Consider the following 18,063-nt stretch of genomic DNA (forward strand, 5'->3'; position numbering starts at 1 on the left):
CTAGACTTTTAAGTCATTCACAGCAAAAGGCGTTACCACCCTTTCCAGTAACGCCTCTTTACCTATCTCACTCTCACCGATCCCACTTATCCGCCAAATTCTGAATCTGCGTCTCAAACTTCGCCAACTCCTTATTGGCCAGCCCTTCGTTCTTATACACCACCTCAAGCAGCCTCTTTGCCGCTGCAACCACACGCTGGAACGCCTGTGCAGCACGGGTTCTCGCCGGCTTCTCCACCGCCTTTTTCGGAGCCTTCACCCCTTCTGTCAGAATCTCATTGTTCATCAAGTCAATGGTCCCGCCTGAATAGGGCGCAAACGCCGGATACCCTAGCCTCTCCTCCACCAGACTGGCAAAATTCTCCGTCACCTGATCCTCGCCGTGAACCACAATTACTCTCTCCGGCCTTTTCTCGAACCCATCAAGCCAATCTAAAAGACCGTTCATATCCGCATGGCCGCTGATGCCCTTAAGAGTTTCAATCTTCGCGTTCACCGTAATATTTTCCCCAAACAGCTTCACACTCTCAGCGCCCTCAATCAGCTTACGTCCCAGAGTCCCAACAGCCTGATAACCCACGAAACAGATGGTACACTCAGAACGCCACAGATTGTGCTTCAGATGGTGCCGAATCCGTCCTGCTTCACACATACCGGATGCAGACAGGATTACCTTAGGTTTCTCATCAAAATTAATCATACGAGACTCGTCGCTGGTAATGGTAGTCTTAAGTCCTGGAAATAAAAGAGGGTTAATCCCCTTTTCTACTAAAGCCATGGCCTCCTCGTCAAAACAGGACTTCACATTTTTGTTAAATACATTGGTCGCCCCAATCGCCAGCGGACTGTCCACATAGACCTCAAATCCAGGGAATTCCGGTAAAAGCTCCCTCTCCTTAATATCCCTGATAAAATATAGAATCTCCTGAGTGCGCCCTACCGCAAAGGAGGGAATGACCACATTTCCTCCCTTGGCAAAAGTCTCCCTTAAAATCCTGGTAAATTCACCGATATAATCCGGAAGCACATCCCCGTGAGTCCGGTCGCCGTAGGTGGACTCAATCACAATGTAGTCCGCCTCCTTCACCTTCTTTGGCTCTTTAATAATCGGCTGATTAGCATTTCCCACGTCGCCGGAGAAAACGATCTTCTTCGTGACTTTCTCCTCCGTAACCCAGACCTCAATGCTGGCCGAGCCTAAGAGATGCCCCATGTCATGAAACTGTACGTCAATCCCATCGCATAGGGTAATCCGCTGCTCATAATCGCAGGGCGCCAAAAGCTTGATGGCAGCGTCGGCATCCTCCATGGTATACAACGGCTCAAAAAGAGCCTCCCCGCTTCTCCTGCCTTTTCGATTCCTCCACTCAGCCTCAAATTCCTGAATGTGGGCGCTGTCACGGAGCATGATGTTACAAAGGTCCGATGTGGCAAATGTTGTAACAATCTCTCCCGCAAATCCCTGTCTGCACAGAAGGGGAATCTTGCCGGAGTGATCGATATGCGCATGTGTCAAAAGAACATAGTCAATCTCACTGGCAGGAACTGGCAGCTCCTGATTCTCATACAGGTCGGGTCCCTGCTCCAACCCACAGTCAATCAAAATATTCTTTCCGCATGCATTCAGGTAATGGCAGCTGCCGGTTACCTCGTGGGCCGCCCCAATAAACTCAAGTTTCATACCTCCAACCCCTTTTTCTTTTCATTATATCATTATTCGGGGTCTCTTTCTATGAATACTTTGCATCTTTTATGAATACTTTACCATCTCCCGTTTCAATCTCTGCATAATCTTCTTTTCAAGCCTTGATATGTAGGACTGGGAAATTCCAAGAATATCTGCCACCTCCTTCTGGGTTCGTTCCTCCCCGTCCGGCATCCCCAGACCAAACCGCATTTTGATAATCGTCCTTTCTCTCCCTGATAGACGGCTGATTGCCTTAATCAGCAGCTTCCTCTCAACTTCATTTTCCAAATCCTTATAAATCGTATCCTCCTCCGTCCCCAGAATGTCCGACAGAAGCAGCTCATTGCCGTCCCAATCCACATTTAACGGCTCGTCGATGGATACCTCCATCTTAGTCTTATTATTTCTGCGCAGATACATGAGAATCTCATTTTCAATACAGCGGGACGCATAGGTGGCAAGCTTAATATTCTTTTCTGGGTTAAATGTATTAATGGCCTTGATTAGTCCAATCGTTCCGATGGAAATCAAATCCTCCACCCCCACCCCTGTATTGTCAAATTTTTTCGCAATGTAAACCACAAGCCTTAAATTGTGCTCAATCAGTATTTTCCTGGCCGACTCGTCGTCCTCTGAACCTAAGTCGTTGATTGCCGCCGTCTCCTCGCTGGTATTCAGCGGGGCGGGCAGAATATCTGAGCCACCGATATAGTGGACGTCCTTCTTATCCGGAAAAAATAATGTCCGAAAATCCGGAACTACCTTCAGTTTAAATTGATGCGGTACTGCAACTCTTATTACCATAGTCTATCCCTCCTATTAAGACATCAGGATTCAAAATCATCTCATAACGGTCAGCCGTCAAATCTCCCTCACAGATGGCTGCCAGCGGTTTCTCAATCCATTCCTTTTCTTTTCTGCATACATACATCCCATCCAGCGTTACTAATGGCATTACACCTTCCGCTTTTCCGATAGAGTGATATGAAATATAACGTATTCCTGCTATGTCATTTTCTCCCCATAGTTTCTTGATTACATTTTTGTCAATAATGCTGACTGGCTTTCCCGTAATATCGTCCTTCAGACAGTTACCCGTATCAATCAATGCCTGTACGATAACCCTTTTTGCGCCCACTTGCAGCACCACCTGACACCTATACCTGCTCTGCCTTCCTAAGTACACCACCAAACTCCAGATACCAGATACGATATAGTAGCTGGCGACTGCCAGTGCCAAAAAGAGGCTTCCTAAGCGCACATACTGTTTGAGGAACCCGAAGACCCCGCCTAAAAGGAAGCCGCTGATATAGAGCAGAATCCACGCCCTAAAAAGCTCTTTAAATCCCTGGGTCTTAAGCCCTGTCTTGACCATTACTATATTTGCCAGTCCATGGAGTAGTATGAGTTTCACAGACGCATATGGAACAGGCAGGGCAACGGCAAGGCAGGTCAGAAGCGCCCCGAAAAGTGCCCCAAGACAAACTCTCCAGTATGCCTCGTTGTTTCCGAGCATCTTGCGCACCACCGCAAGCAGGATAAAGTCCATTGCAAAATTTTCCAGAAAAAACACGTCTATGTACAACTCATAATGCACACTCCACCTTCTTTCTTTGGATACGATCAGTGACACGAAATCGATTTATTACTTAAGCAAGATTAATTATACGAGCCACGGCAAAAAGATTTTGTCAGATGGTGGGACGAATCCCAATTTTCGTTCGACAGACCGAGTCCACCACAAGATGTAGTTTGATAGAAAATGAATTTGTGGGAATTCCTCGATTTGAGGCACAAGACTTTGTATCTTTTTTTGACATAAAAGAAAGAATTATAAGAGAATAAACTGCAAATTGCTGGAAATAATTGGAGATTTCTGTTATCTAATGGCAGATTTTGTCAAATACTCCCGAAAAGACAGACTTCCAAAAAAGTGACTCTATATCATTTATCTATAAAACCACAAAAAGACCCGAACACACTTCCATGTGTCCGAATCTTTTATGGAACTCTATTCATCTGCCAAAAAGGACAACACCCTTACTTCTTAAAGAAATCCGGTATCTTAATTGACTGCTCCTTCACCTTACTGGAGGGAGTCCTTGGTGTATCCAAAGAAGGCGCTGTTCCGCCTACAGGACGCCTGGGCATTGCTGAAGCACCGCTGTTCTTCATGCCCCCCATTCCAAAGTCCAGCCTTGGTGCAGCCGGTCCGCCCTGCTGCATAGACCTGTCATATCCGCCCTGCTGCATACCGCCCATACCGCCGGCCGGATGACCCATACCGCCGCCGTTCCTTGGCGTCTCAAGCCTTGATTTCAGCTTGGATGCGCTTCCTCCTACATTGTGGAGTCCGGTTGCGATTACGGTAATGGTAGCCTCATCTGTCCTGGCATCGTCATACATAGCACCGAAGATAATGTTCGCATCCTCACCTGCAAGTTCCTGCACATACTCAGCCGCGTCAGACGCGTCCATAAGTGTAATATCTCCGGATACATTAATAATAACGTGGGATGCACCTGCGATGGTCGTCTCAAGCAACGGACTTGATACAGCCTGCTTAACAGCCTCAAGGGCTTTGTCGTCGCCGCGGCCCTGTCCGATCCCGATATGTGCAATACCCTTGTCCGTCATTACTGTCTGAACATCCGCAAAGTCAAGGTTAATGAGAGCCGGTACATTAATCAGGTCGGTAATACCCTGGATACCTTGCTGCAATACCTCATCCGCCTTCTTAAGCGCCTCAGGCATGGTGGTACGCCTGTCCACCACCTCAAGTAGCTTATCGTTGGGAATTACAATCAGAGTGTCCACACTCTCTTTAAGCTTCTCGATTCCTGACAGCGCATTGTTCATACGCGTCTTGGACTCAAAACGGAAGGGCTTCGTCACTACGCCGACTGTCAGCGCCCCAAGCTCCTTGGCAATCCGCGCAACCACAGGCGTCGCGCCGGTTCCCGTACCGCCGCCCATACCGCAGGTTACGAACACCATGTCCGCCCCCTTAAGAGCAGAGGACACTTCCTCCGCGCTCTCCTCTGCAGCCTTCTCGCCAATCTCAGGCCTTGCACCTGCTCCAAGCCCCTTTGTAATCTTCTCACCAATCTGCATAAGCGTCGGCGCCTTACATAACTGGAGCGCCTGCTTATCTGTATTAATAGCAATAAACTCAACACCGGCAATCTGCTCATCGATCATTCGGTTCACAGCATTATTGCCGCCGCCGCCGACTCCAACAACAATTATCTTCGCCGCAGCTTCTGATTCATTCGTTTTAATTTCTAGCAAGGGTTTCTCCTCCTTTGTTATCCTTATTATATATTATACATCCCACACATAAAGCAAATGAAATGTGTTCTTTGCCATATATACTATATAATATAGACTTTTGTGCAAAATATCAATAGAATTCCTCTATTTTTCTCAATTTTATTCTCGCTTTTCTTTGAAAGACCCACATAATCCTGTGATTCTTCCATTCCCGTCTCAATCCGGCTCTAAAAAAATCATTCGGTAATTCCTGCAGCCTGTGCCTCCTGGGTTTGATTCGAGAGCTCCTGGGAGTCCTCTAAAGAATCCTCTAGCTCTCCCTCCACTTCAGCAGGAATATCCTGAGGAAGCGCACCCTCCTCGAAGGTAATAGTTCCCTGAACCTCAGAGTAATTTTCCAGATGAAGCGTCCCCTCCTTATCCCCAATCTTTTCAAGGATTGGCGCAATCTGCGCAATCTGCACAGCCGACACATTCTTTCCAAGACGAATCCGGATTCTCCCTACATAGAGGCAGATTACGTCCTCCTCGCACACAATCCGGTCCGGCTTAAGGTCATGTTTTGTAATCTCTCTGGAGGTCTCAAGAATCTGCTCAAAGATTTTGGTGTTCTTACTCCTAAGATGCTCATACAGCTTCACCTCTCCAAGTCCAATCCCTTCAATATAGGGAACCCCCTCAATCAGCGCAGACGATTCCAGCACCACCAGCCCCTCCTTATCGAAATAATCATAAAGCTCTCCATTCTGTATGTATCCCACAATGGGCTTTTCCTTTACCTCAATCTTAACGCTCCACGGGGCTTTCAGGCGCACCTTCATCTGCTCCAGACAAGGCAGCGTCTTCCCTTTTCCCAAAGCATATTTCCCCAAAATATACAATGCATTAACCGAAAAATCGTCATTCTGAACCGTTTCGATGATTTCCTTCTCAGTCACATAATCGTTTCCCTTAACCTCAATCTTCTGGACATAGAACAAAAGAAAGATGATTGCCGCAATAATCGCCAAACCAAGAAATAGAACGATAAACGCATATATCCTATGTGACTTTTTCTTCCTTCTTCTCCTGTTACCCATTTCTTATACTCCCCTATTTTACCCAGGATGATACGCTTAACACAAGCCCCATCTCCACCAGCAAAAACATGACCGAAGTTCCGCCATAGCTGATAAAGGGCAGCGTAATCCCCGTATTCGGTATGGTATTCGTAACCACCGCAATATTCAGGATTACCTGAATCATCATATGTCCCATAGCTCCCGTGGCGATTAGCGCACCGAACAAATCGGCTGCATGAGTCGCAATCACAAAAAATCTCCAGATTAAAATCAGAAACAGAATCAACACAAACCCTGCGCCAAACAAGCCCAGTTCCTCGCAGATAATAGAAAAAATCATGTCGTTCTGCGCCTCCGGAACAAAACCAAGCTTCTGGATACTCTCCCCAAGACCACGCCCAAACAAGCCGCCTGACCCGATGGCATACAACCCCTGCAGCGTCTGATAGCCCTTCTCATAGGCTTCCGGATTCCGCCAGATTGCAAGACGCTCTAAGCGATAACTCTCAAGCGCCAGGAACACGGCCATGAACCCCACGCCCAGAAGCCCCATGAAAATAAACTGTCCGTACTTAGGGCTTGCCACGAAAATCAATATAACGCCAATCCCCAGAATAATGATGGCTGTACTTAAATTGCTGGCCCCCACAAGGCCCACCACCGGAAGAATCATTAGCATAATCTTCAGCATGGTACGCATTTTCCCAATATCCTTCACATTCCTCGTCACCATCTGGGCAAGGAATAGAATCAACGCAACCTTGGCGAACTCCGACGGCTGAAAGGATAACGGTCCCAAAGACAGCCATCTTTTGGAACCGTTAATCTCATCACCTATGAACAAGACTGCCACTGATAAAAGGATCGCCGTCAGATATCCAAGAACGGCGAAATGCCGCCATACATGATAATCCATATTAGCAACCACGAACATTCCGGCGATTCCAAGCAATGTCGCAAAAACCTGCTTCTTTAAATAGTAAAACGAGTCATGGAACTTTACGTCCCCATTGTAGGCACTGGTACTGTAGAGGATTACAAGTCCCGTAATCACAAGCAGAAATAACGCGGTAAGAAGCGTATAATCAAACTCTCTGTTTTTAGACGGTGTCAATATATGCCACTCCTTATAAGGAATTTACAATCTCTTTGAACTTCTCTCCACGTACCTCAAAGTTCGGGAACATCCCCCAACTGGCGCATGCAGGCGACAGAAGGACTGCATCTCCCGCTTTTGCCGCTTGCGCTGCACCAAGCACAGCCTCCTCAAAGGTATCGGCAAACTGATAATCTTTGAAGCCGCAGGCAAGCGCGTCCCTGGCAATCTTCTCCTTCGTCTCTCCCACCAAAATCAATTTCTTTACTTTCCCGTCAAAACTGTTAATCCAATCTGTATACACAGAATCCTTGTCATATCCGCCGCCAATCAATACGGTAGGGCGGTTCATAGCCTGAATTCCCTTGATGGCAGCATCCGGATTCGTTCCCTTAGAATCGTTATAGAAGACAACTCCGTTCTTCTCCGTCACATACTCAATCCGATGCTCTACTCCCTTGAAAGCCAGCACGCTATTTCTGACTATCTCCTCAGGCACACCGTACACTAAAGCCATTGCCGCAGCCGCCATGACATTTTCATAGTTGTGGGTTCCCAGAAGCTTCAGCTCATCCACCCCACAGATACAACTCTTTCTGTCATTATGGTAAATAATATTGCCGTCCTCAAGATAGATACCCTTTTCTAGTTTACGCCGGCTGCTGAAATATAGAACCTGAGCCCGTATATTTTCACCAAATTCCCGTGTAAGAGGGTCCTCATAGTTCAGAATACAGTAATCCTCCTCCGTCTGGTTCCTGGCTATATTCTTCTTGGCATTTACATATGCCTCCATAGTGTGATGGCGGTTTAAGTGATCCGGAGTAAAATTTAAGATAGCGCTGACCCTGGGACGAAAATCTATGATAGTCTCCAACTGAAAGCTGCTCATCTCCGCAACCGTAACGGAAGCCTCATCCATCAAAGAAACAGCAGTTGTATAAGGATTGCCGATATTGCCCACCACAAAGGTCTTTCTATAATTCCCCATAATCTCGCCAAGTAAAGCTGTAGTGGTTGTCTTCCCATTGGTTCCCGTAATGGCAAGCACATCCCCCTTTCCTGCTTCATAAGCAAGCTCTACCTCTCCTGTAATCAGTATTCCCTGCTCCCTCATCCGATTCACAATGGGAAGGTCAGTCGGAACTCCCGGACTTAGGATTACAATATCCAGAGCACCGTATAATTCCTCAGGAAAAGCGCCGAGCACAATCTGCGCCTGGCTTCCTTCCCCCAGTTTACTGTGAAGCTCAGCCTCACTAAGCTTCTCGTTGCCGTCATAGAGCACTACCTCCGCCCCACAAGTCTCCAAAAGCTTTGCCGCTCCAATACCGCTGATTCCTGAGCCGAATACCAGAACCTTCTTCTTCGTTACTTCCATATTCCATGTCTCCTCCTACATAGCCATCAGCGCAATCAAACAGAGAAGGGCCGTAATAATGGAAAATACCGCTACCACTCTCGTCTCCGACCATCCGCACAGCTCGAAATGATGATGTATGGGCGCCATCTTAAAAATCCGCTTGCCGCCTGTTTTCTTAAAATATGTCACCTGTATCATAACCGACAACACTTCCACCAGATAAATAAGCCCCACAATAATAATGAAAATCGGCATCTGCAGCATGTAAGCTGTGGATGCGACAAATCCTCCCAGGGCAAGGGAGCCAGTGTCTCCCATAAATACGCTGGCAGGATATACATTAAATAAGAGGAAGCCAAGCAAAGCGCCCACCACAGCACAGGTAACCGGCTCGATGCCGCTTTTGGTCCCGATTGCCACCACCGTAAAAAATGTAGCCACCAACACGGTGACGCTGGAGGCCAGACCGTCCAGACCGTCTGTGAAATTTACGCCGTTCACAGTCCCGATTACTGCAAAAAACATAAGCGGAATCGCGAGCCAACCAATGTTCCAGTATCTTCCGCCAGAAAAAGGAATCAACATGGCCAGGGATACATCCGTAAACTTAATCATATAAAATGCGAATATTGCTGTCACCACAATCTGCAGAGCCATCTTCTGTTTTGGGAACAAGCCGTCCGAACGCTTCATCACCACTTTCAGATAATCGTCCAGAAATCCGATGATTCCAAAGCCAAGAGTCACAAATAGAATCGGAATGATCTTGGGATAATCCTTGATGTAAATGACCGACGTGACCACCACGCTTAAAAGAATGATGACGCCTCCCATGGTCGGCGTACCGGCTTTCTTGAGGTGAGACTTCACCCCCTCCTCCCTCTCCGTCTGGCCCATCTTTAATTTTCTGAGCACAGGGATGATTAACGGCCCCATCACCACACTCAGCGCAAATGCAATCAGCACTGGAATCAATACACTATAATCCATATATCCACCTCTTTATCTCTTTCGTTAATTATAAATTTTAACTACCCTAGTATACTTCATTTCCTACTCTTTTTCAATGCCAAGATAAGGCAATATGCTCTCAAATATATTCCGTATTACCGGCGCCGCAATAGTTCCCCCGTAATAGATTCCCTGAGGATTATAAATGACGCACATCCCAAGCACCTGGGGATTGTCTGCCGGCGCAAAGCCGATAAAAGAAGAAATGTATTTGTTAGCGCTTCTGGGCAGGGTCTGTGAGGTCGCTGTCTTTCCGCCAATGGAATAACCCTCAATATACGCGTTCTTACCTGATCCCTCAGACACGACGCTCTCAAGCAGCATCCTCATGGTTGCCGAGGTTTCCGCAGAAACAATCCCTTTCTCCTCTTCATACTTGAATTCCTCCACCTCTTTCCCCTGCCCGTCAAGAATACGCACGCCGAAATGAGGCGTCACCCTTCTTCCTCCGTTGATCAGAGCGCTGAAGGTGGTTGCCATCTGCATGGGCGTCACTTGAAAAGACTGTCCAAAACTCATGGTCGCCAGCTCTACCATTCCTACATTTTCCTTCTTATGCATAATGGTGCCCGCCTCTCCCGGAAGGTCTACACCGGTCAAGTCCATCAGTCCGAACTGCTTAAAATACTTGTAGAAATTGTCGGTCCCAAGCCGAAGCCCAATATCGATGAACACAGGATTACAGGAATTCTGGATGCCCTGGACAAAATTCTCTCCCCCATGGCCGCCCACTTTATGACAGCGGATTTTTCGATCCTCCACCACCCGATAGCCCGGACAGCTAAAAGTATCCTCAAGCCTGACTGCCCCTGCCTCCAGACAGGCGGACGCTGTGATTGCCTTGAAGGTAGAGCCTGGCTCATAGGTATCGTTAATGCAGCCGTTCCTCCACATCTGGTTCAACGCATTCTGGCGCTCCTCGTCCGACATGGAGGCGCTGTCTGCACCGCTATTCAGGGTAAATGGGTCGTTGAGATTGAACTCTGGCACATTTACCATGGCAAGAATCTCCCCGTTCTGAGGGTTCATCAGCAGGATTCCCACTTTGTCCGCCTGTTTTTCCTCCATGACCTTCTCAGCCATCTGCTGGGCGTACATCTGAATATTATAGTCTATGCTAATCTGCAGCGTATTGCCGGCCACAGGCTCCACCCGATCCTCTGCGACACCGTTTAACTCCACTCCCCTGGCGTCTGTGGTGGTTAGAATCGTCCCATTCTTTCCTTTCAGATATTCTTCGTACTTCACCTCAAGCCCAATGATTCCCTGGTTATCTCCTCCTGTGAAGCCAAGAACCTTGGAGGCAAGCTCATTGTAAGGATAGTAGCGTTTGAAATCCTCGTCTACCTTCACGCCGTCTAATTCCATATTACGGATGTTGTCCCCTGTCTCCTTATCCACATTCGTCTTAATCCTCTCCATGGAGGACACCTTCTCCACACGCTTACGGACAACTGCCTCGTCCATCTCAAGAGCCTCCGCCAAGGTTTTGATTACCTTCTCCGGCTCACGGATCTGGCTGTGAATCACGGATATGGTGCAGACCGTCTTGTTGGTGGCAAGCACTTCTCCGCGGGCGTCCAGAATCTCTCCGCGGGCAGCTTTAATCTCCCGTTCCCTCTCATGGAGATCCTCTGCCTTCTTCTGATAATATTTTGCATCAAATACCATCAGGTAGATAAGCCTCCCCACCAACGCCAGGATGATTATGGCGGCAACGACGAATACAACCAATATCTTCCTCTTGTTATATGTTTTATTCTTCATAATGTAAAAACCTCGCAAAAGCTGTTTGTATAATTTATTACTGCTTTTGCAAGGTTATGAATCCTATGTCCGAATATCCTTAGTTTCCTGCTTCTAACACAGCATCAGCCGCCGCCTTCTCAATCCCCAGATAAGGGAATACCTCTCTCATAATATCAGCCGCAAGCTGAATTGCATAGGCGCATACCTCCTGTTTCGCTACATTCGGCTCATCCACAATCACATAAACCATCACCTGAGGATTCTCCTGAGGCGCGTAACCGATAAACGACAATAGATAATTATTTGCCGAACGGGGCAGCTTTTCCGCTGTACCCGTCTTTCCACCCAGGTCATATCCTTCGACTGCCGCCGATTTTCCGGTTCCCTCCTCCACAACGCCAAGCATATAATCCTTAAGAAGCTCGCTGGTCTCCTTGGAAACGGTCCTTCTAAGCACCACAGGATTCTTATTCTCCACCAAGTCTCCGTTCTCATCCCAAATCTGCCTTACCACACGGGGCTTATAGTAATTTCCCCCGTTAATCAGTGAGCAGAAGGACGCCGCAAGCTGTGTCATGGTTGTATTAAAATTCTGGCCAAAGGCATTGGTTGCCAGACTGGCTGAATCCATATTCTCCACATCATAGAGTATTCCTGTAGACTCCCTTGGCAAATCAATTCCCGTAGACTCCCCGAAGCCGAACAACTCCTGGTATCTGCTGAATTCCTCTTTGCCCAGGCTCTGCCCAATCTGCATCAGCGCCACATTGCAGGAATTCTCAAGGGACTGCTTTAACGTCTGGGCCCCATGGCCGTTTCGGTTGTTACAGTGGATATCATGGTCTCCTACATGCATCACCCCTCCGCAGGAATAGTTCTCCTCTCCTGTCAGAATTCCCGTCTCCAGTCCCGCCGCTATGGTAAAGGGCTTAAAGGTGGAGCCTGGCTCATAGGGCTCGCTGACGCAGAAATTATTCCAAAGCTCATTGTATTTTTCTACCTTCTCCTCCTCAGACATGGCCTCTATAGTTTCCGCCCCATAATATTTCGACAAGTCTCTTGGCTGGTTCAAATCGAAGTTGGGATAAGACGCCTCTGCAAGAATCTCCCCATTCTGGGGATTCATAATGAGAACCGCCGTATTCTTGCTGCCCTCTCCTGGCCTAGCCTCATTCTTGTGAGCCTCATTAAACGCAAGGATATGCTTCTCCACAATGTTCTGCACCTGCAAATCAATGGTAGAAACCACCGTATTCCCTGTGGTCGGCTCCTTCACCGTCCGCTCAAAGGTAGAATCCTCATCCAGATACCCGTATTCTTTTCCGTCCGTCCCGTTGAGGATGGAATTGTAGGACGCCTCAATCCCACAGCTTCCCACATTTCCATTCACCGTAAAGCCAATTACGTCGCTGGCTAAGGTATTGTAAGGATACTTCCTGATATAGTCGTCTTCCAGCCAGATTCCTTTGACATTAGGATAATTCTCCTCGTCTGCGTCAACTGCCGCAAACGCCTGGGCTGTCTCATAATCCACGCTTTTTCTAAGGATGCTGTATCTGCTGGTGGGCTTTTCTTCTATAATCTGGCGTACCGTTGCCTCCTCAATCCCAAAACAGTCCCGAAGCACCCCAATGGTGGGCTCGATATAATCCTTGTCGCTTAGCATATACTGGACGTCCAAAATCACGTTGTATACCCGCTCACTGGTGGCAATCTTCGTCCCGTTGCGGTCCACAATATCCCCCCGCTTAAAGGGAATCGTCCTGCTGTCATACTGCTGCCTGTCAAGCACGATTTTGGTATAGTCCGAACCGTTGGAGGCATTGATATAAGTAATCCTTCCCACTAAGATAACAAAAGCCAGTATAATCGTCACAAACAATAATACCAGCTTTTTCTGCATGAATTTTGTAAATTTTGTCCGCAATAAACTCTTTGTATTTTTCGCCATGTCACACCTCTATCTGCTGCGTTTACCTGACTGGGCAAGCACACCGTCATCTGGGATCTCCTCAAGCTGTCTGACATAATCCGTCGCCGGATTATCATATTCTACAATCTGCTCAGGAGACGCATAGACCATGCCTAGCTGATTCTGGGCCCGTTCTCTGATCTCGTCAAGATTCACGGAATCCATCACAGCATTATACTTGGCGTTATTCTCTTCTTTTAAGTTAGCCAGCTCTTTTTGCATGGCTGTGATGTTCTTTGATCGATCCGTAATACGTGACTGAAGCTTCACATAGTTCACACACACAATGACTGCTGTAACTGCCGCCACAGTAAGGAAAATCACATAGGCGGAATTCATATGAAGCGCCTGTTTCCTGTTCTTTAAAACCTGCTTACTTACCTTCTTCTTCGGTCTTTCAGGTGACTGCTCATGGTACGCCGGCTCCACCTCCACCGCCACATTTCCGTAAACATATGGCGCCTGGCTTCCCCGTCTTCTGTACTGCTGCCCTCGATTGGCACGATTCTTTACCGCCATGTAAGTCACCCCTTCCCGTCAAATGTCCTGCCCGATTTCCTTATGCCCGTTCAAAAATCCGAAGCTTCGCGCTCTTTGCGCGGCTGTTCTCCTTAAGCTCCTCCTCGTCCGGCAAAATCGGCTTTTTAGTAACAATACTCCCCTTTGAGACTTTCCCGCATACACATACAGGAAAATCCGATGGACAGGTGCACGGATGCTCATTCTTCTTAAATGCACTCTTTACGATCCTGTCCTCCAGTGAGTGGAATGTTATGATACATAACCTCCCTCCTGGCGTAAGCAATTCGATCATGTCGTCCAATGACTCACGCAAGACCTCCAATTCTCGATTCAGTTCAATACGAATTGCCTGAAACGTCCGCTTTGCCGGATGTCCCGACTTCTTCTGAAACTTCATCGGTATGGCTCTTCTTACAATCTCCGTCAGTTGGCCCGTCGTCTCGATTGGCGCTCTCCCGCGCTCGATTACGATATGTCTGGCGATATTCTTCGCAAACTTATCCTCCCCGTAATCTCGGATGACACGGTAAAGCTCTTTTTCTTCATAGTCATTGACAATGTCTCTGGCCGTCATCTTCTGCCTGGTATCCATCCGCATATCCAGCGGCGCGTCCTCTCGGTAGGAAAACCCCCGTTTTGCCGTATCCAACTGGTACGATGATACGCCCAGGTCAAGGATAATTCCATCAACCTTATCAATTCCTAATTCATGGAGTCTTGACTTCATGTCACAATAGTTACTCCTGACTATAGTGACCTTCTCCCCGAAGTCTTTGAGTCGAATACCTGCCGCCTCAATGGCAGCGGCATCCTGGTCTATTCCTATAATACTCCCCTTTGGTCCCAGACGCCTGCACACCTCAAGGCTATGACCGCCTCCTCCCAGTGTACCGTCTACATAAATACCGTCTGGTCTGATGGATAATCCATCGATTGTCTCCTGTAACAATACTGATTTGTGCTGGAATTCCATATCCTCTCCCTCTTATCAGATACTAAATCCGCTGGCTTCCATATCGGACGCAATATCCTCAATGTTTTCTTCCAATTCAGCATTCTTTGCATCCCATCTCGCCTTGTCCCAAATCTCGGCACGCTTCCCCATACCGATAAATACTACCTCTTTTTCCAGATGCGCAAATGTTCTCAGACCAGAAGGAATCAAGGTTCTTCCTTGCTTGTCCAATTCTCCCTCTATAGCACTCCCCTGAAAAAAGTGGGCAAGGTCACGGGCTTTCTTGTCAGTCGTAGTAGGTAGTTTGTTCAGCTTCTCTTCAAAAAGGTTCCATTCATTCTCCGGGTATACATACAGGCACTTCTCCATCCCTTTGGTTATGAAGAAATTCTCCCCTAGATCTTCACGAAACTTCGCAGGAATGATCAATCTGCCCTTAGTATCTATATTATGGCTATACTCCCCCCTTAACATGTATGAACACACCTTCTTCCAAGTGGCACCACTTTCTCACCACTTTGTTCCACTTTTTACCACTCTCTACCACTTGAAACCATTGTAAACCACTTTTTTGAGTATTTCAACCCTTTTTTGTTTTTTTGGGAATTTGCACAAAAATGAAAAATCAGTAATCGAACTGCTGTTTACGCCTAAAAAAAGGACGCTGTAACTCCTGTTTTACGGCGCAAAAAAAGGGACTGCAACAGTCCCTTACTATCCTTAAATACACTTTTGGATAGAATTCACCCTTTTTCTTTATCGGCCAACCTACTGTGCTGACCCGTTTACCTTCTCAAGCTCGGTTCCCATTCCCGTTAATGCAGAATAGTCAAGCTGGGCCTCCTGCTTTGGCTTCTTCGCCTCATAGGTTCCATACGCAGAATAGCCGATCCATCCAATCAGCACGACTCCCACAACCACTACAACACACTTGCGAAGGGTATTCTGAGCCTTCTCCTTCTTCATATTCTTCTTGCGGTTCGCTTTTTCCTGTTTATATCTGTCAACCTTCTCCTGACTCATGATCTCTGATTTCTCCTTCTCACTCTGATATCTGCACATAATATTACCTATCTCATGCAGTCTGCATCAGAATTCATTCTACCACAAATCAAAAAATTATACAACCACAATTACACCGCCATCCGCAGCATACATACTGCTGATGCCCGCCGTATCCAAAATCAGCGAATCCTTAAACTCCGCCTTCTCCATCAATATCTCCCGCACATACTCCGCACGCTCCCGACAATTACAGTGGGAAATAGCCAGTATCTTCTCCTTGGAGTTCTTCAAATCCTTCACAATCTCATCCGTCATCTTAGCCAGCGCCTTCTTTACTCCTCGCGCCTGCCCAAGCTGCAAAATGGTTCCCTCCGGCGTCGCACCCATAACCGGCTTGATATTAAGGGCCGTTGCCACGACTGCCTTGACGCCCTTAAGCCTGCCGTTCTTACGCAGAGTATCCAGCGTCTCCAATACAAAATAGGTGTGCTGTCCGCTGATGTAAGCCTCTACCGTCTCCACAACCTGGGCAAATTCCATGCCCTGTTCTTCACATTCCGCAATCTTCATGGCAATCAGCGTCTCACCGATGGATGCCGAGCGTGAATTAAATACATAGATATCCTTGTCTCCATATTCCTCATGATAGAGATTCTTTCCCAGAATAGCACTGTTATAAGAACCACTAAGCTCTGCAGACAACGTAACCGCATAGACATGGTCCGCCTCACAGCGGTACCCTTCCATATATCTCTCCGGTGACGGACAGGAGGACTTAGGAGATGTGGGAGATGCCGCCACCCGCTTTAAAAAATCCGCCTGGTCAAAGGTCTCGTCATCTATAATATGGTAATCGTCCACATCAATCTCCAGTGATGCCGTCTCAAAACATTCTGACCCTTTCATCTCCTTAGTCAGCTCTCCACAACTGTCTACTATAATCTTATAACTCATCTTCATCCTCCCGTCATGCTCTACTCATGCGGTTCATATATCGCTTGGCATGTCATTAAATTCTATAATATGTAGTTTTCAATACTACATCATTTATCATACCATATTTATACCGGAAAAGAAAGTATTTTATTCACTGATTTTAATTCTTCTGGACACCCCAAGGGCAACTCCCATTTCCACCATCAGAAACAGACTCGACGTCCCTCCATAACTGATAAAAGGCAGGGTAATTCCTGTCGTTGGAATCAGGTTTGTCACAACGGCAATGTTCAGCACAACCTGGAGAGCAACATGGGCAAAAATCCCTGTCACCACCAGCGAGCCGTACATATCCGGCGCATTCTGAGCCACAAACATCAGTCTGTACAGTAGAAGGCCAAACAAAACCAATACAATAATCACGCCGAAAACCCCAAGCTCCTCACAGACAATGGAAAGTATCATATCATTCTGAACCTCCGGCATAATCATTTTCTGCGCACTGTTCCCTAATCCCTTCCCAAAGAATCCCCCTGAACCTACCGCATATAAGCCCTGCAGCACCTGGTAACCTCCGTCCTCAGCATGTCCCTCTGGATTCAGCCACACAAGAATCCGTCGCAGCCGGAAATTCTTACTGGTCTCAAGCATGGTTCCTAAAACCTTAACTCCTGCTATCACACAGGCCAAGCCCACCACGGCAAGTATGACAAAAGGCTTGGTCTTAGGATGGACTACAAAAATCATGATACAGGTAATCCCCATCACGATAATCGCTGTACTTAAGTTGTCTGTCAGAACCAGAACACAGACCGCCGAGAAGCCGCCCCATAAAAGCACCTTCTGTATTCCCCTCCATGTCTTAATCTCCTTACCTAAATTACAGATTAAAACGGGAATAAATAAGATAATCGCAATCTTTGCAATCTCTGCCGGCTGTAACTGCTGTCCAAAAGGCAGGCGAATCCATCTCCTTGCCCCCTTGACTTCTTTTCCAAGAGGCGTCTGCACCAAAGCCATCATAAATATAGAAAAGAAATAGATTAACTTCGCCCATTTGATATACACGTGATAATCTATCTTCTCCACAACATACATACCCACAAAGCCTGCCCCATAGAATATAAGCTGCCGCTTAAAGTAGTACATACTGTCCTCATGCTCCACCAGGGCGCTGTACGCCGTGGTGCTGTACAGCATAACCAGTCCAAAACAAATCAGGAATATCAGAACGGTAAGCAGGTTAAAATCAAAGAAACGAATGATATTCCCGCTTCTTTTCTCTCTGTCCCTTGTTTTCCCTGCTTTTTGTTTTCTTACTCTTTGTTTCTTTGCCATATATTTACACTCCCATCGTATCTATTATACTCAGATACGGCCCCAAAAACAACCTTCAAACGAAGGAAAACACGCACCACTTTCTGAATTTTCCA

16 protein-coding genes are annotated in these 18,063 nt (G+C 47.1%); all 16 read right to left on the reverse strand.

Annotated elements, in window-relative coordinates; genetic code table 11:
* Positions 1-73: 73 nt before the first annotated feature.
* Entirely contained in the window at positions 74-1,681 is a 1,608-nt protein-coding gene (locus tag GN277_RS16070) for an MBL fold metallo-hydrolase RNA specificity domain-containing protein (protein WP_159751897.1), read from the reverse strand.
* 69 nt (positions 1,682-1,750) lie between these two features.
* Positions 1,751-2,491: an RNA polymerase sporulation sigma factor SigE gene (sigE, locus tag GN277_RS16075; RefSeq protein ID WP_159751898.1), complete on the reverse strand. Its 741-nt coding sequence runs from the start codon at positions 2,489-2,491 to the stop codon at positions 1,751-1,753.
* Entirely contained in the window at positions 2,457-3,284 is an 828-nt protein-coding gene (locus GN277_RS16080; protein ID WP_159751899.1) for a sigma-E processing peptidase SpoIIGA, read from the reverse strand. The genes sigE and GN277_RS16080 overlap by 35 nt, the downstream gene beginning before the upstream one ends.
* Before the next feature lie 443 nt (positions 3,285-3,727).
* The gene (gene ftsZ, locus GN277_RS16085) at positions 3,728-4,978 is read right to left on the reverse strand and encodes a cell division protein FtsZ (RefSeq protein ID WP_159751900.1); all 1,251 of its coding nucleotides are present in this window, start codon (positions 4,976-4,978) and stop codon (positions 3,728-3,730) included.
* A 218-nt stretch (positions 4,979-5,196) separates the two neighbouring features.
* Positions 5,197-6,039, reverse strand: a complete 843-nt coding sequence (locus tag GN277_RS16090) for a cell division protein FtsQ/DivIB (RefSeq protein WP_159751901.1) — start codon at positions 6,037-6,039, stop codon at positions 5,197-5,199.
* A gap of 13 nt (positions 6,040-6,052) precedes the next feature.
* Positions 6,053-7,135 (reverse strand): FtsW/RodA/SpoVE family cell cycle protein, encoded by a 1,083-nt coding sequence (locus GN277_RS16095; protein WP_159751902.1) that lies wholly within the window; start codon positions 7,133-7,135, stop codon positions 6,053-6,055.
* Between the two features lie 13 nt (positions 7,136-7,148).
* Positions 7,149-8,498 carry a UDP-N-acetylmuramoyl-L-alanine--D-glutamate ligase gene (gene murD / locus GN277_RS16100; RefSeq protein WP_159751903.1) on the reverse strand — a complete coding sequence of 450 codons (1,350 nt, stop codon included), beginning with the start codon at positions 8,496-8,498 and terminating at the stop codon, positions 7,149-7,151.
* 15 nt (positions 8,499-8,513) lie between these two features.
* Positions 8,514-9,470, reverse strand: a complete 957-nt coding sequence (gene mraY, locus GN277_RS16105) for a phospho-N-acetylmuramoyl-pentapeptide-transferase (RefSeq protein ID WP_159751904.1) — start codon at positions 9,468-9,470, stop codon at positions 8,514-8,516.
* A gap of 63 nt (positions 9,471-9,533) precedes the next feature.
* Positions 9,534-11,258, reverse strand: coding sequence for a peptidoglycan D,D-transpeptidase FtsI family protein (locus GN277_RS16110; RefSeq protein WP_159751905.1), 1,725 nt, complete (start codon positions 11,256-11,258; stop codon positions 9,534-9,536).
* Between the two features lie 79 nt (positions 11,259-11,337).
* Positions 11,338-13,191 carry a peptidoglycan D,D-transpeptidase FtsI family protein gene (locus GN277_RS16115; protein WP_159751906.1) on the reverse strand — a complete coding sequence of 618 codons (1,854 nt, stop codon included), beginning with the start codon at positions 13,189-13,191 and terminating at the stop codon, positions 11,338-11,340.
* Between the two features lie 9 nt (positions 13,192-13,200).
* A complete protein-coding gene (locus tag GN277_RS16120) occupies positions 13,201-13,731 on the reverse strand; it encodes a hypothetical protein (protein ID WP_159751907.1) in 531 nt (176 codons plus the stop codon).
* A gap of 40 nt (positions 13,732-13,771) precedes the next feature.
* Complete coding sequence (rsmH, locus tag GN277_RS16125; protein WP_159751908.1) at positions 13,772-14,707, reverse strand: 16S rRNA (cytosine(1402)-N(4))-methyltransferase RsmH; 936 nt, start codon at positions 14,705-14,707, stop codon at positions 13,772-13,774.
* A gap of 15 nt (positions 14,708-14,722) precedes the next feature.
* The gene (mraZ, locus tag GN277_RS16130; RefSeq protein WP_159751909.1) at positions 14,723-15,163 is read right to left on the reverse strand and encodes a division/cell wall cluster transcriptional repressor MraZ; all 441 of its coding nucleotides are present in this window, start codon (positions 15,161-15,163) and stop codon (positions 14,723-14,725) included.
* A gap of 294 nt (positions 15,164-15,457) precedes the next feature.
* Positions 15,458-15,712, reverse strand: coding sequence for a hypothetical protein (locus tag GN277_RS16135; protein ID WP_159756837.1), 255 nt, complete (start codon positions 15,710-15,712; stop codon positions 15,458-15,460).
* 96 nt (positions 15,713-15,808) lie between these two features.
* Complete coding sequence (locus GN277_RS16140) at positions 15,809-16,648, reverse strand: DegV family protein (protein WP_159751910.1); 840 nt, start codon at positions 16,646-16,648, stop codon at positions 15,809-15,811.
* Positions 16,649-16,777: 129 nt separating this feature from the next.
* Positions 16,778-17,968, reverse strand: coding sequence for an FtsW/RodA/SpoVE family cell cycle protein (locus tag GN277_RS16145; RefSeq protein WP_159751911.1), 1,191 nt, complete (start codon positions 17,966-17,968; stop codon positions 16,778-16,780).
* Positions 17,969-18,063: the final 95 nt, after the last annotated feature.

Origin of the sequence: Sporofaciens musculi (assembly GCF_009830285.1) — a bacterium.
GTDB classification, from domain to species: domain Bacteria; phylum Bacillota; class Clostridia; order Lachnospirales; family Lachnospiraceae; genus Sporofaciens; species Sporofaciens musculi.